Annotated in this window: 13 protein-coding genes; 9 read left to right on the top strand and 4 right to left on the bottom strand. The window is 39.0% G+C overall.

All coding sequences use genetic code 11. The annotated features are described in order from the left end of the window. Positions 1-341: 341 nt before the first annotated feature. Positions 342-767 (bottom strand): YwpF family protein, encoded by a 426-nt coding sequence (locus MHB48_RS03400; protein WP_342600155.1) that lies wholly within the window; start codon positions 765-767, stop codon positions 342-344. 255 nt (positions 768-1,022) lie between these two features. On the opposite strand from MHB48_RS03400, the gene ssb reads away from it, so the two are divergent. Beyond that, complete coding sequence (gene ssb / locus MHB48_RS03405; protein WP_342600156.1) at positions 1,023-1,421, top strand: single-stranded DNA-binding protein; 399 nt, start codon at positions 1,023-1,025, stop codon at positions 1,419-1,421. A gap of 290 nt (positions 1,422-1,711) precedes the next feature. Here ssb and MHB48_RS03410 read toward each other — a convergent pair whose 3' ends face one another. From MHB48_RS03410 to MHB48_RS03420, 3 genes are all read right to left on the bottom strand, one after another. After that, a complete protein-coding gene (locus tag MHB48_RS03410; RefSeq protein ID WP_342600157.1) occupies positions 1,712-4,426 on the bottom strand; it encodes a DEAD/DEAH box helicase in 2,715 nt (904 codons plus the stop codon). After that, positions 4,423-6,003, bottom strand: coding sequence for a hypothetical protein (locus MHB48_RS03415; RefSeq protein ID WP_342600158.1), 1,581 nt, complete (start codon positions 6,001-6,003; stop codon positions 4,423-4,425). The genes MHB48_RS03410 and MHB48_RS03415 overlap by 4 nt, the downstream gene beginning before the upstream one ends. Positions 6,004-6,239: 236 nt before the next feature. Further along, a complete protein-coding gene (locus tag MHB48_RS03420; RefSeq protein WP_342600159.1) occupies positions 6,240-6,638 on the bottom strand; it encodes a helix-turn-helix transcriptional regulator in 399 nt (132 codons plus the stop codon). A 183-nt stretch (positions 6,639-6,821) separates the two neighbouring features. On the opposite strand from MHB48_RS03420, the gene MHB48_RS03425 reads away from it, so the two are divergent. The 8 genes from MHB48_RS03425 (at position 6,822) to MHB48_RS03460 (ending at position 14,580) form a co-directional block, all read left to right on the top strand. Then, positions 6,822-7,187, top strand: coding sequence for a hypothetical protein (locus MHB48_RS03425; protein WP_342600160.1), 366 nt, complete (start codon positions 6,822-6,824; stop codon positions 7,185-7,187). Between the two features lie 129 nt (positions 7,188-7,316). Next, positions 7,317-7,784: a transcriptional regulator gene (locus tag MHB48_RS03430; protein ID WP_342600161.1), complete on the top strand. Its 468-nt coding sequence runs from the start codon at positions 7,317-7,319 to the stop codon at positions 7,782-7,784. Positions 7,785-8,409: 625 nt separating this feature from the next. Then, entirely contained in the window at positions 8,410-9,789 is a 1,380-nt protein-coding gene (locus tag MHB48_RS03435; RefSeq protein ID WP_342600162.1) for a S41 family peptidase, read from the top strand. 16 nt (positions 9,790-9,805) lie between these two features. Next, positions 9,806-10,483, top strand: a complete 678-nt coding sequence (locus tag MHB48_RS03440) for a hypothetical protein (protein ID WP_342600163.1) — start codon at positions 9,806-9,808, stop codon at positions 10,481-10,483. Next, positions 10,480-11,739 carry an efflux RND transporter periplasmic adaptor subunit gene (locus MHB48_RS03445; protein ID WP_342600164.1) on the top strand — a complete coding sequence of 420 codons (1,260 nt, stop codon included), beginning with the start codon at positions 10,480-10,482 and terminating at the stop codon, positions 11,737-11,739. The genes MHB48_RS03440 and MHB48_RS03445 overlap by 4 nt, the downstream gene beginning before the upstream one ends. Positions 11,740-11,944: 205 nt before the next feature. After that, positions 11,945-12,205: a YhdT family protein gene (locus MHB48_RS03450; RefSeq protein WP_342600165.1), complete on the top strand. Its 261-nt coding sequence runs from the start codon at positions 11,945-11,947 to the stop codon at positions 12,203-12,205. After that, on the top strand, positions 12,202-13,647 hold the full coding sequence (gene panF, locus MHB48_RS03455) for a sodium/pantothenate symporter (RefSeq protein WP_342600166.1): 1,446 nt from the start codon (positions 12,202-12,204) through the stop codon (positions 13,645-13,647). The genes MHB48_RS03450 and panF overlap by 4 nt, the downstream gene beginning before the upstream one ends. A gap of 15 nt (positions 13,648-13,662) precedes the next feature. Continuing rightward, positions 13,663-14,580, top strand: a complete 918-nt coding sequence (locus MHB48_RS03460; RefSeq protein ID WP_342600167.1) for a DMT family transporter — start codon at positions 13,663-13,665, stop codon at positions 14,578-14,580. The last annotated feature ends 177 nt before the right edge of the window (positions 14,581-14,757 follow it).

Here is a 14,757-nt window from a genome sequence, read left to right on the forward strand (position 1 = left end):
GAGGCCTGCACGATGCAGGTCACACATTCGTTGCGAAATGTTCTTTTATTTTGCGATGAGCTTTGCGCAGGAGCACCACGATGTCGCGTACTTAGACTGTGCTCCTTTAAATATCCACAACGATGATCGAAAATAGTGTATCAGGAAGTGAGGCAGTTACTTCCTGATACACTTAGCCCTCGGTAACGATGTAGTAGTGATTATTTCGTCCAAAACGAACCAAAAACGTACAAGTGCAAAATCGACTCTATCTATCATACTGTGATGATAGAAGAAAATTCTGACCAAAGCACTCCGGAAACGATGAAGAAAAAATTGATGCAAAAAACGGAAGATATCCGTTAATCTTTTTTTAATGAAGGTCTTGTTTTCATGTCATGCTCAAATTTAGCTAAAAGTTCTTGTCCTGTATATCCATCTTCAATTAAGTCTGCAAGTAGAGATTCTGCATATTGTCTTCTAGCCCGCTTCAATGTCCCACGAAGCAATACGGATAGATGTTTTCCAATCCGTTTGACCGAATAGGTAGCGACTTCAAAATGAGCAGGTTCGTTTTCTGGATAAGAAATGACAACTTTTGCTCTAAACAATTCGTTTGTTGATTTTAATTCGTTAAAAAAATCCTCGAATTTTTGATCAATAAATAATTCTAAAATCCAAGAACGACTGCTATTTTCTTGGTTAATGACAATGCCATCTTCAAGGACAATTGGTACTTCTTCGTTTTCCCGAATCAGATTAACTGAGATCATTTTAAACGTTTTCATGGGCAATCCACCTTTTAAGGACTAATTAAAACTAATTATAGCATAGTGAGACATTGGAAAAAAATAATTGCAAAAACTACTAAAATTGTATTCTTGATTTAATCCATAACACAGTTTTCTAAGAATTAGTTAAAAAGGAGTGTGCAAAAATGGAATTTTGACAAGGAAAAACGCTTCAAAATGAAATTGCTGGCTTTTGCTAACAATTTACAATGGCTTTATGATAATGCTAGTCAAAGAAAAGGAGGTGACAGGGTGAACACAGTTTCAATAATCGGACGAATGACAAAATCTCCGCAACTCAAACAATTATCAGAAGGGAGGGTGCAAACAAGTTTTGTAATCGCCGTCAGTAAAGCCTATAAAAATGATGAAGCGGACTTTGTGCTATGCACGATTTGGGGAAAGCTCGCAGAAACGACCGTTAAGTATTGTGGGAAAGGCTCGCTTGTTGGGATAACAGGTAGGCTTAATACGAGGTCATATGAAAAAGGCGAAGGAACAAGAGTATTCGTAACAGAAGTAGTTGTGGAGGACATCCGATTTTTAGCAACGAAGAAACGGGAAGAGGGAGAAGATAGACAGGAACAAGACAAGAAAATGGAGAGCGATTTTGAATTTCCAACAACACAATCCAATCAACTTCCAGTATAAATATTAAATGGCCGCAACCAATTTAATGCTGAACACGAGAGGAAAACCTGACCGATGAAGCGCGGTCAGGTTTTTTATGTTGGAGCTGTTAAACTACATTGTTGCCATTTGGTAAAATCCATTTGTTTTCCGCGGGCGAACCGCCAAGCCTCCTCGGCTGGGCCTGTTGGGTCTCATCTGGCTCTTTAACGCAGGAATCTGTGCGGATCCTACCGCTAATTAATCGCTAAAAACAACTGTAAAATATAATAGTAGTTTAATGTTCTATTCTATTCGAGAGTGGCTCAATATCAAATCGATAACGTCAACAAATCTTTTAAATCTGTATCCGACATTTCAGTAATCCACTGACTAGAATGAATGAGCTCTTCCGACAACGCTTGTTTTTCTACAAGCAGCTTGTCAATTTTTTCTTCAATCGTCCCAATGGTAATGAATTTATGCACATGGACAAAATTCGTTTGTCCAATCCGATAGGCACGGTCAGTCGCTTGATTTTCTACTGCTGGGTTCCACCAGCGATCGGCATGTAGCACATGGCTTGCAGCGGTTAAGTTTAAGCCAGTTCCACCTGCCTTCAAAGATAGAAGGAAAATAGGGAATTCTTTTGCTTGAAAAGCTTCTACTAAATGATCACGCTGATTTTTTGGCATACTACCTGTTAAAAATGGCGTATCAATGTCATAAAGTTCAGCTAGACAATGTTGTAGCAGATGTCCCATGCCAATGTATTGCGTAAAGATCAGACATTGCTCTCCACGGGCTGCAATTTCTCCAGCTAGAGTTACAATTCGTGCAAGCTTCTCGGAGCGTTCTAGCATATCCTCTGCGTCATCAAATGGTTCTTTCAGATAAAGGGCAGGATGATTACATAGCTGCTTTAACTTACTTAGCATCTTCAAGATAAGCCCTTTCTTCTCAAATCCAGTAAGCGTATCCAACTTGCTCACTGTTTCCTGAATAAGCGATTCATACAAAGCAGCTTGCTCCGTAGTCAATGCGCAATATTCACGTTGCTCCAGCTTTTCAGGCAGGTTAAGCAGTAACTCAGGATCTTGCTTCGTTCTTCTCAGTAAGAAAGGCTGAATTTTTATGCGTAACTTATGCTTGGTGGAATCTGCATTATCGCGTTCAATTGCTGCGATGTAATTTTCCTGAAACTTACGGAATGATCCTAGATAGCCTTTATGAATAAAGTCGAAAATGGACCATAACTCCGATAATCTATTTTCTACAGGTGTTCCTGTTAAGGCTATATGGTGCCCTCCAGTTAACTTGCGAATTGCACGAGATTGCTTCGTATGCATATTTTTAATGTTTTGCGCTTCGTCCAGTGTGATGCTAGACCACACAATCTCTTGAAGAGATTCAATATCTTGCATCGCTGTACCAAACGTTGTAATAACAACATCTGCAGTCAAATCTATTTCTTTCGTACGAGCAGATCCATAATGTGTATGCACTTTCAGCGAAGGAGCAAATTTGGCTAACTCTTTTTGCCAGTTCCCTAAAACGGAAGTTGGGCAAATGATAAGTGAAGGTGATTGCTGTTGTTCACCTTCATGTACGTGTAGTAAATAAGAAATTAACTGAACTGTCTTGCCGAGTCCCATATCATCCGCTAAACAAGCGCCAAATTTTTCATTGCGCATGAATACGAGCCACTCGAGACCGAGCTGCTGATAAGGTCGAAGGGTTGTCAATAAATTTGGAGAAACTTCGACAGTTGGAAATCCTTTTTTCTCGGAAAGCTGTTCCATAAGTGATTGAAGAGATTTCTGCATTTCAAACTGGAATAGCGGATCTTCTTCTGACTGTTCGTTATCGTCATCTAATGCGAGTGCGATTTCTTCTGGAATTTCTCGGAATAGAAGCTCTTTTACTGTCCAATTTTCATCTTCTGATTTCTTCATTAATTCACGAATCTGATGCATCCAAGCCGCGTCGATACGGAACCACTCATTACCTGCTTGAATGTAAGAACGATTTTCATTCACCATTTGCTGAAAATCTTCCGCAGAAATTTCTTGACCGTTTAAAGAGAAGCTCCAGTTAAATTGCAAAATCTCGTTGAGCCCAGCTGCCGTTTTATACGTATTAGCAGTTTTGGCAATCGTTTTGACCTTCATTTTCGTTTCTTTCACGGCCTTTAACCATGCAGGAAGGACAACTTCAAAACCGAGCGCTTGTAATTTTATTAAGTCATCACGAAGAAACATTCGTACTTCCTCATCGGTTAATGTAGATGAGAAGAATGTATCAAGATTGGATGGGTCAATGGAAGAAATAAGTGAAAATATTTTTGCTTGGGTTTCTTCAATATAGCTACCGAATTCATTCCATTTGTCTGGTAATGCTTCTTTAATTGGTAATGTTTTTTTCCGAAATGCTGGCGTCCAGTATACACTGCTTTTTTTCCCACGTACGACTGTTTCTAGTAACCATGTATCATCGAGTCCCTCTGGTTCAGATAAACGCAATGCGACTAATAAACTAGGGTGAGTAGATTGTGATTTAATTGGCCAACCACCTTGTTGAAAAAACGGTACAAGTGCTGGAACGTCCTCCATCGTAAGACCTGCTTGGAATAGCTTTTGTTTCACTGCATTTTCAATAAGAACTTTCGCTTTTACATCTATGTCGGCATTTACTTGAATCATGTTTCCATCGAGTTGTAATACACTCCATAAATCTGGATTAGACCATACGCTCGCAGTTTCTTTAAACGTCTGTATCCATCCCTCTGAATCATCATTTGCTCCTGAAAATGAAATAAAAGGATGTGCTTTTCCTGAAAATAGTTCAACCACTTCAACGGGTGTTGCGATTAGTGCATTTTCTTCCATTTGTGCGGTTAGTCCGAAAAAACTCTCGCGATGATCTATATATAAAGAGGGAACCCACTGTTCTACTGGAGTGGCAGCAGATGTTAGGTGGAAGCTTCCGTTCTCGGTTTTATGAATAGTTAGGGAAAATTCTTTTGTAATAGATAAAGGTTGAGTCATAGTGGCAAGTTTCCTTTCTCTATTTCTTGTTGTAATGCACGAAGACGGCGATATTTTTCTCGGACATTTTCGACGTATGCATTCCAATATTCCGTTTCATTAGATTTTTTCGCTACCTGTTTCATTTTCTTCCAAATTCGTACCGCTTGCTTGTAGCTGTATCGGTTTTTTTCTTGGATAAAACGCATCGCGTAATGATGGTAAAGCGGTAGCAATACTTCAGGGGCATCTTCCTTCACGATGGAAAGTCCACATGCCTCTGCATATTCAAGAGAAGAATTCGCTGACTGATGAAGCGCCATCCAATCTCGGTAACGTTTCCCTTTCAACAACAAATTCGAATAAGACTGTATGCCGTACAGCCCAAAGGATTTGTATAGGTTTTCAAGTTCTTCAGGCTCTAATCGTATAGAATCAAACAATAATTCTAATCTACGTATAAGCATGACACGAGATGGGTTTTGAATCACTTCATTCAAATAGTACGAAATATGAGGCAATAGCTTTCTTGCAAGCTCATTCACTAATTCTTTATTAGCGGAATGAAGCGCCTTTTCACAGACTTCCACCCATTCCAGCAGTTGTTCTCTCTCCATATGTTCAGCCGCTTCTAGCAGTTCGTCTGTCTTAGACAAGGTAAGGTAGAAATACGGTAACACCATATTTAAAGGTATATCATCTTCTGTTTTATCAAGCTGTTGTAAGTATGCCACTTCTTTTTCGCGCGTCGCTTTGTCGGTCACAAGTGCATCCCAAAAAGACAAATACACATGCTTTCGATAGCGAATAAGCGTCTCTGTCTCCAAATAGAATGTACGAACTTGTTCCATCATTTCGTCGTAAAAGGGATCTGCTGCAAACATTCTAGGTTTGGAAGCGAGCTGGGACAAGTGATCATCTATTTCATCTACAAATTCATTTAGAAAATGGAAGACACGGTTGCGCATATTAGATTCGGCGAATGGCTCTAAATACGGCCATATTTTTATTAATATAGAAAGGTCTATATACACGTCAAAGATAGGTTGCCATTCGCGTTCAAATGGGCGAGACTTACGTATCTGTGTTTTTAAATCATGGACTGCAAACTCTAACAAATAGAAACTAGCAGGTGGGTAATTTGAAATAAACTTACGGAAAAAATTATCGACAAGAATATTCCAACTTCTAGGACTACGCTCATCTCTTAGTAAGCTCAACTGGGCGTGGTCTGCATTGGAACGCCAAGCTGAAATCCAATTCGACAACGAATCATTTTGTTGATACAAATAAAAAACTGCCGCCACAATATGTCGACAAGGCTTGTGCATTGGGCAAGGGCAGTGAAACGAATCGGTCAATAAATTATACGTAACATCAATATTGCTTACATCACGAATCGAAAAATCAACACGGTGATCCTGCGGATAGTAATTCGTAATCGAAACAGCACCATTTCGAACAAAGAAAGTTGCACGTCGAACGAGCTCCTCGTCCTCTATAATAGCAGGATGTAGCTTCTTTTCGATTGTCTTCATTGACTCATCGATATACTTTTTATAATGTGTTGCAAGTTTTTGGTATGAAGTAAGATTCAAACGGATCTCTCCTAAGAAAAAAGGCTTTCCTTCCATTATACGTATAAACGGTCACGAATAAAAGCCGTACATCGAATCCTTCTTCAAAAAAACGGATGGTGTCCACAATTTCTTATTATAAATGGCTTAGAAATGCCAATTAATAGAACAGCGCTTATCTTACACGGTGGAAAACGAAAAAGCTTTTACCCAGCCTAAGTTGGAGGAAATACCCCAAAGTAGCATTAGCAAAAGCTTTAATCCTTTTTCATTATATTAGTAATGAAGCGTTTACGTTCTTTATCATCCGTTGAAGTGGATACTACTTGCATGGTGAAGTCTCGATATTCTTTCAAATGTACCACTTGCGAGACGTACTCCTCTTGAAAAGACTCTATATACCTTGTTCGACTTTCCCTTGCTTCAAGTCCGGGATTTTTACTTTTGAACGGAATGTCCTTCAACATATTAAAAAAGAGGTCTTGTGGGATGGCATAAACCTCCACAAATTTCATTAATAAATCAATTGGTATTGCCAAATCGCCTCTTTCATATTTCGACAAGACGGAATGATCAATACCTAGGCTCTTGGCAGCTTCCATTTGCGTAATTTCAAGTTGTTCCCGATATGCACGAATATGTTCGTAAAAGGCCATCCTATCCATTTCCCTTCGATATTCAATGGAACAAGGATATCGAAATAATAGGAGGAAATAGTTAAAATCGCCAAAATGGAGATTTTAATATAATTATATGATTTATAGTGTATATAGAATATATAATTACTATTACATATAAGTAATTTTTAGGAAATATATAGATAGAATGGAGTGGTTAATGTGGAGAAAATACAGTTTTATATACCTAGCTTGTTGGACTCAATAGATCAACAATCAAAATTAGGGTTTGATGAAGTAAAGGTAGTTGGGGTAAAAGGAAGTAACATAAAGTATTTTATAGAATATCCCAAAAAACAAATAACTTGTATCGATCAGATTGTGGCAGAAGATTTTGCGCTTTATGATATAAAACTCGATTTTCATGCAAAGACTATTTCTTTTTATCTAAAAAGTGAAACAGAATATACGCAGTCTGAGATTTTACAAAAAGTTTTTCAAACGTTTGCTGTCAGATATAGTCCCAATAAAATTGGTTTTTTTCTTTATGCGGAAGGGAAAAATAGACCAAATTATGTGAGGAAATAAGGAATAATAAATAAAAAAAGCGAATGCAGTAGGCCTTCGCTTTTTTGTGTTGAATGCACTACACGAAATAATAGAATTGTGATATACTAACAATAATCAGAAAATTCAAACATGCGAGGAGGGGAAGAGATGTTACAAGTTCAGTTAATGAAACCTTTTTGCCGAAAGATTGAAGGAAATCGGATAAAGCTAGTGTTTGCATATCAATACTTCTCCATAAAAAAAGACAACGATCTCTTTCACTTTATTCCAGTGGAAGGAAAAGAAATTATTGTTAATACACAGTCGTTACAAGTAGAAAACCTATCGGAAGTTTTTGTATTCCAAAAAGGAAATCGATTCATCCGTCTACCACTCTATCAATTACTACTCGTTTCCGACATTCATATACATCTTCAAACAATAATTGGAGACGATGATCAGCATGAGTCAGGTGTTATCCTTTTGGAAAGTACCGAAGAAATAATCCGACAACTAGAGCAAGAAAACTATGAGAGAATGATTGACTACGCATTACTTCATAAAAATGCAGCTTTATTTAAAGAGCTACAACAATTAAAAGACTCTAACGGAGGCTATCAAGTTGAAAATCAATAAATAGAAAACACCTAACGAAAAACCAATTTTCGATAGGTGTTTTTATGTGCTTAAAATTGAGGCTCTGTTAATCGATCATGTTGTTACCAGCCTAAAATCCGCTCGCTTTCCGCAGGAGTTTCGCTGATTTTCGTCACAAAATATATACTTCAAAAAACAACAGCCTAAGTTTAATAGAGACAAATTTTAAGAGGAGGTAATAAAGTAAAGAAACAAAACAAATCCACTTGACCCGAGCACTCCAAACAAAATGTCTCCCCAATTCAACCCTAATTTGTCGATTTTCATGTACCAAAACCCCCTTCATGTAAATTTCCCAGGAAATAACTCGATTAATGGTCTGAACTAAAATCCATCCAAAAGTTACCATCAGCATTCCCTGAAACACAACAAAATATACATTAAACCAAAATTATCCATTTTAATTACAGAGGTGTTACTGGTGCCAGGCACCAGTAACACCTCTGTAACAAATCGTCACTTTAGTATCACTAATAAAGCACATAGAATTCTCTTTGGTATGGCTATATTGCTATAAATGTATTAAAATATTGTGAAGATTTTTCTGCGTTATGGAGATTTTTGGGTTAAGATAGGTTTATATACTATAGAAAGGGGAATTGGAATGAGGAAGATTTCCATTTTAGCGTCCATTTTATTAGCACTTGGTATGTTATTGGTTCCAGTTTCAGCATTGGCTGCGCCTCTCGATGAGGTGAAGCAACTTGTTAGTGAGAATTATAAAGGCGAGCTTCCATCCAATTTACAAGACTTAAATTCGATTGATGCAATCATGGAGCAGCTCGATCCATATTCTACTTATTTTACGAAGGAAGAATTTGAATCATATACAAGCTCTATTAACAACACGACGACTGGTATTGGGATAGTTATTGAGGAACATGAAAAAGGTATAGAAATCGTCAGTACTTTTGAGGGAGCGGCTGCATGGGATGCAGGTATAGTACCAGGCGATATTATTCTATCAGTCGACGGCGTTTCTACTGAAAAAATGTCGATTCAGCAAGCCTCTTCTATTATTACTGGAAAAGAAGGTACGAAGATTCGCGTACAAGTTTTAAAAAATACTAATTTAATAGAAACGTACACATTAACTCGCAAGAAATTCAGCGTTCCTGTTGTGTCCAAGCAACTTTTATACGGCAATGTCGGGTATATCGGTATTAATTCGTTTTCGGATAATGGCGCAACGCTCGTGCAACAAGCTAAAGATGCACTTTTAAAACAAGGGGCTACGTCTTTTATTCTAGATTTACGAAATAATGGTGGTGGCTACGTCCATACCGCAGAAGAACTTATTGGATTATTTCCAAATAGCCCAAACGCTTATATTCTTCAAACCAGAGATCAGAATGGGTTAGTACATGCTACAAAACAACCTTCTTTATTTCCAAAAGATACAAAAGTACTTATTAATGGTTACAGTGCGAGTGCGTCAGAAATGACTGCTGCAGCGTTATTAGACCAAAAGTCAGCGACACTTTATGGACAAACTACGTATGGCAAAGGCTCCATGCAAACCTTTTATCATTTATCGGATGGCTCCTATCTAAAGCTGACAGTTGCCAACTTTACTGGTCCAAAAGGTACGATTATCCATAAAACTGGTGTGAAACCACAAATCGTTACAGAAACAGGTCGAGAACTCACAAAAGCGCATCTAGACACGCTAATCGCTGCAAATAAAACCTATAAAAAACTAACTGCTCTTGTAGACGTACCGACAACTAAACAATTTACAGTAACATTTTCAAATAATATACAAAACAATAATAAACAAAAAATGGAGTTAGTTAAGCTTGGAGGCACGAGTAACGTTCCAGTAACGATAAAACAAAAATCCTCCAACCAATTCATTGCAACTCCAAACGCACCACTTGAAAAAGGAGCAGCATACTTACTACTCATTCATCCAACTTTCCAATCGGAAACTGGTGCGATGATGAAAACTGGTGCATATGTGGAAGTAACTGTTCATCCATAAGAGGGGGAACAATTTAATGTTTTTTGAATTTCGATTTTGGAAATATCTTTTTAGCCAAAATGACTTAATCGTATCGCTGAAGGACAGTACGATGCGCCACTTTGAAAAACGCGTATGGTTCGTCGCGTTATGTGGTGTTATTCTTTTTGCACTCCGAGATATGTGGGGGATGCATACAGAAGATCTCACATCTATTTTCGTCAACGGTTATGACGATACATTTATTATTGCAAGAATTACATCATTGATAGGGGCAGTTATCGGCTCCTTCCTTTATATGGCGTTTCATTTCTTCGGAATCGCCTTTTTATTACATAAAATGACTAGTGTCGATTTATCAAAAGTGGCCGTAGTACAACTTTTTGTAGTCGCACTATTCTTGATGGAAAAAGCATTCACCTTTTTCCTATATGCAATCGTCGGCTACACAACGGATTTTTCCATATTATCCTTTGGTCCGCTTGCAGCAACGTTTCTAAGCAATGAATTCTTTATTTACTTTTTTAATGAATTAACGATTATTACAGGGGTAATCATTGCAATTCAGTTTCGTTTTCTACGTGCATTCACTACAATATCGACTCGCAATCTATTTATTATGTTAATAGTAATTCAGCTTATACTCGCATGCTTGTCCGCGGGTATCGAAGTACTCCCAATTGCATCATGGTTCGAAAGGGGGACAACTAGATGAATAAATGGCTTGTAATCGGTATATCAATTGTCGTCTCTATCTTCATTGCAGCAAATGCGGTGCTTTTATTTTCAAATAAAAGCGAGATTACTAGATCTTATTATGTGAATGAGTACGATCGTGTGTACGAAAACACCTTTACAAAAGAGCTAGAAAAAGAATCGGTCATCGTTCCAGTAAATGAGAGCACAGTCACGATTGATGTAGACGCGGTAAATAATATCCTCGTCGCAGCAGGAGACAGTGTGCAACAAGGAGCAGATCTTGTCCAACTAAAAACGGAATCTGCCGATGACCAACGAATGCTTTGGCAAACGGAGCAACAAGCATATATGAAAGAGCAATCTCAGCTAAATCAAATCATTGGGAATCTTGAATCAGAGCGCGCGGAAGCAAACTCTACCTCATCTAATAATGGCTCGACAACAGGTAACACAGAAGATGAGGTGATAGATGTAAATGTCCAAGTAGACGTGAACGTTTCACAAGAAGGTAACTTCGCACATGCAATTGCTGAGGCGGAACAAAAACTGGCGGAAGTAACTCGAAAATTGCAAATCGTCAGCGCCCAACTAAGTCAGGAATCAGGCGAGCTTGCGCTACTTAGCCCAATAGAAGGCACCATAGCAGCCATTGAAGAACGAGATGGAAAGTATTTTATTGACATTTACGGCAATGAAAAATCTGTTATCACGTTCGCAAATGAAGTTGAATGGCATCAAATCAAAGAAGGCCTGCAAGTGAAAAACTACTCGTCCCATCTAGAAGGTGTTGTTGAAGGGAGCATCCTCGCCAAAGCAGAAGTACCAGCGAACGCGTTCAAATGGCTAACAGCATACGAACAATTCGGAAATAAAACCGAGGGACCTGTATACGAAATGCAAATCGCATTAGAAGAACAACGTTTAGTATTGCCATTCGGCGCTAACATAAACTCCGTCATCATCACAGATGAAGCAGAGAACGCAGTGCGCGTAAAAACAAAGTGGCTTCTAAATCGATCAAAAGAATTAGCAGAAGTATACACACTAACAAATGAAGGTAGAATCATGCGCTCACCTGTCACTGTCCCATTTGATGTAAAACAATATGCCATTTTATCAGAAGGACTTCAGAGTGAAAGTGTCGTATTAAACGCCGATCCCAAAAACGTAGATGCTCCAGCATTCCTACCCTTTCCACTAGACCTACCAACATGGAGCAGCATCAAAGCAGTCAGCTGGAAAGACTATATGAAATACTTAACCTATAAATAGAATAGTGTTCCATCGAAAGCAATCGGGAGCCAAACCGCTCCCGATTGCTTTTTCTATTTGTTACAGAAGTATTACTGGTGCCTGGCACCAGTAATACTTCTGTAACACTCTTGGTGCCAATAATACTTTTGTGACTACTATTAACAAGTCAATTTAACTTCGTTATACTAAAGGAATCATTATAAAATGCAAGGGTGGATGAAAGATGGATCATAGATTTAAAATTGCACATCGAGAGGCGCTAATTGGGGTAGGACTTGCGATCCTTCATTTTGTTTGGTGGTTTGGTTTTGCTTATGGGCTTGGCTCACGACCAGTAGAGGAGTATACTTATATACTTGGTTTCCCAGATTGGTTTTTCTACAGCTGTGTCATAGGATTCATTTTAGTATCTGTGACCGTTATTATTCTTGCGAAATTTGTGTTGAAGGATGTTTCGTTTGAAGAGGAGGGAGATGAGCTATGAATATCGGTGTGATTATACCGCTCATTATTTTTCTTGCAATTATTTTTTTCATTGGCTTTTGGTCTAGTAAAAAACTAGAGGAGTCCACTGGCGGATTTCTACAAGAGTATTTTTTAGGTGGGCGAGAGCTTGGTGGTTTTGTTCTAGCAATGACGATGGTTGCGACGTATGGAAGTGCATCAAGTTTTTTAGGTGGGCCTGGTACAGCCTATACGATGGGCTTTGGCTGGGTTTTACTTTCGATGACACAAGTTGTCACGGGCTATTTCGTGTTGCTGATTTTAGGTAAGAAGTTTGCGATTTTAGCTCGCAAATATAATGCCATCACTTTAATTGATTTCCTAAAAGTGCGCTATAACAGCACAGCAGTCGTATTACTTGCAGCCGCTAGTATGATTATCTTTTTATTTTCCGCTATGACGGCACAATGGGTTGGCGGCGGTCGCTTGATCGAGTCGTTAACAGGGATGCAATATACAACAGCTCTATTTATTTTCGCTGTTTCCGTATTGGTGTATGTAGTGATCGGAGGCTTCCGCGCGGTTGCGGTAACAGACGCTGTGCAAGGTGGAGTTATGGTCGTCGGAACGCTCGTTCTATTGATCGCAGTCATTATTGCTGGTGGCGGGGTACCGAATATTATGCAGGATCTACTTGCGGAAAATCCAAATCTTGTGACGCCATACGGCAATGAAGGAAATTTATCCGCTGCATATGTATCCTCCTTTTGGATACTTGTCGGAGTAGGTGTTGTCGGGCTTCCGCAAATGGCAGTACGTGCCATGTCGTATAAAAACACACGCTCAATGCATCGTGCACTTGTAATTGGAACAATCGTCACTGGTTTCATTATGCTGAACATGCATCTGATCGGAATCTTTGCTCGACCAATTTTACCTGGAGTGGAAGTGGCAGATACAGTCATTCCGCTTGTCGCACTGAAGGTTCTTCCTGCGTGGCTTGCGGGTATTGTCCTGGCAGCGCCATTAGCTGCAATTATGTCGACGGTCGACTCACTCCTAATTTTAGTGAGTTCTTCTATCGTAAAGGATGTCTATATCAATTATCTTAATCCAAATGCAAGCGAGAAAAAGGTGAAACGCCTCAGCTTTGGGGTGACGACTCTTTTAGGTTCCGTTGTCTTTTTATTAGCATTGAATCCTCCAGATCTGCTTATTTTCTTAAATCTTTTTGCTTTCGGTGGTTTAGAGGCTGCTTTTATTTGGCCAGTCGTGCTTGGTCTTTATTGGTCTTATGGCAATAAATACGGTGCAATTGCATCGATGGTCACAGGTATCGTTTCTTATATTGCGTTACATTTTTATAATCAAGCAAATGGCAACCTATTCGGTGTGCACACAGTTGTTGTACCAGTTATCTTATCGCTTATCGCATATGTGATCTGCAGTTTATTAATCAAAAAAACAAAATACGTATTCTAACAAGGAGGTCCTCAGATGAAGCAATTAAATATTTACTTAATGCTCGTGTTTGTCATGTTCGTTTGGGGAGCAAACCTACCGATACTTAAATACTTGGTAACAGTAGTTCCCCCTGTCACACTAACAGCATTTCGAATTCTTACTGCTGGTTTAGTAGTGCTTGTGATTTTATGGCAAATGAAACTCCTGCGTAAGCCAACAAAACAAGAATGGAAATACATATTATTAGGGGCGCTGACGAATGTAGTTGCCCATCACTATTTTCTGAACATGGGACTTGCCATTACAAGTGGAACCCACGGAGGACTTATATTAGGGACAGGTCCAATGCTAACGGCTATTTCTGCGGCTTTTATATTGAAATACTCTCCAACACGGATTCAGTGGCTTGGACTCGTATTGGGTCTCTCCGGAGTGAGCGTGTCCATATTAGTGGGCGGAGGAGAATCCAGCGGAGCAAACCTTGGGGATTTCTATGTTTTCCTCGCTATTTTAGCGCAAGTACTGAGCTATATGGTCGTGAGTAAAGCTGCAAGAACGCTTGATCCAAGACTGTTGACAGCCTATATGATGATGATCGGCTCCATTGTTTTAATTGTCATCAGCTTTGTGCAAGAACCTGGGGGAGTATATGCATTCTCAGAAACAACGCCATTCTTCTGGGGGTTATTTATAACATCGGCCATCGTTTGTACAGCTGTTGGGCATCTCATGTACAACTATGCGGTCGGTAAAGCTGGCGCAACAAAAGCGGCCATCTTTATGAACCTTAACCCAATATTTTCATTACTTCTTTCCGCTATTTTCTTAGGTGAAATACTAAACATCCGCCACTTCATCGGCCTCATCCTCATCGTTGCTGGCGTTATGCTCGGATCCGGAGCAGCGGAAGATATGTGGAAAAAACATAAAGAAAAAAGAGCAACCTCATAAAGTTGCTCTTTTTCAATGGAAACAAACGAGTTCGTAATAGAAGTAGATTTTGTTACAGGTATATTACTGGTGCCTGGCACCCGTAATATATCTGTAATAATACTTTTTACTTTCTACCCCCAGAAGATGTGGTTGTCCCACGAATAATAAGGTGTCCAAAGATATAGAGGACAAATA

The sequence above is a fragment of the Psychrobacillus sp. FSL H8-0483 genome (genome assembly GCF_038637725.1).
GTDB lineage: Bacteria > Bacillota > Bacilli > Bacillales_A > Planococcaceae > Psychrobacillus.

Coding starts and splice junctions, on each gene's coding strand:
- MHB48_RS03430 (WP_342600161.1), top strand. CDS start 7,317: ATGTTACAAGTTCAGTTAATGAAACCTTTTTGCCGAAAGATTGAAGGA.
- MHB48_RS03450 (WP_342600165.1), top strand. CDS start 11,945: ATGGATCATAGATTTAAAATTGCACATCGAGAGGCGCTAATTGGGGTA.
- MHB48_RS03435 (WP_342600162.1), top strand. CDS start 8,410: ATGAGGAAGATTTCCATTTTAGCGTCCATTTTATTAGCACTTGGTATG.
- MHB48_RS03420 (WP_342600159.1), bottom strand. CDS start 6,638: ATGGCCTTTTACGAACATATTCGTGCATATCGGGAACAACTTGAAATT.
- MHB48_RS03460 (WP_342600167.1), top strand. CDS start 13,663: ATGAAGCAATTAAATATTTACTTAATGCTCGTGTTTGTCATGTTCGTT.
- MHB48_RS03410 (WP_342600157.1), bottom strand. CDS start 4,426: ATGACTCAACCTTTATCTATTACAAAAGAATTTTCCCTAACTATTCAT.
- MHB48_RS03440 (WP_342600163.1), top strand. CDS start 9,806: ATGTTTTTTGAATTTCGATTTTGGAAATATCTTTTTAGCCAAAATGAC.
- panF (WP_342600166.1), top strand. CDS start 12,202: ATGAATATCGGTGTGATTATACCGCTCATTATTTTTCTTGCAATTATT.
- MHB48_RS03445 (WP_342600164.1), top strand. CDS start 10,480: ATGAATAAATGGCTTGTAATCGGTATATCAATTGTCGTCTCTATCTTC.
- MHB48_RS03400 (WP_342600155.1), bottom strand. CDS start 767: ATGAAAACGTTTAAAATGATCTCAGTTAATCTGATTCGGGAAAACGAA.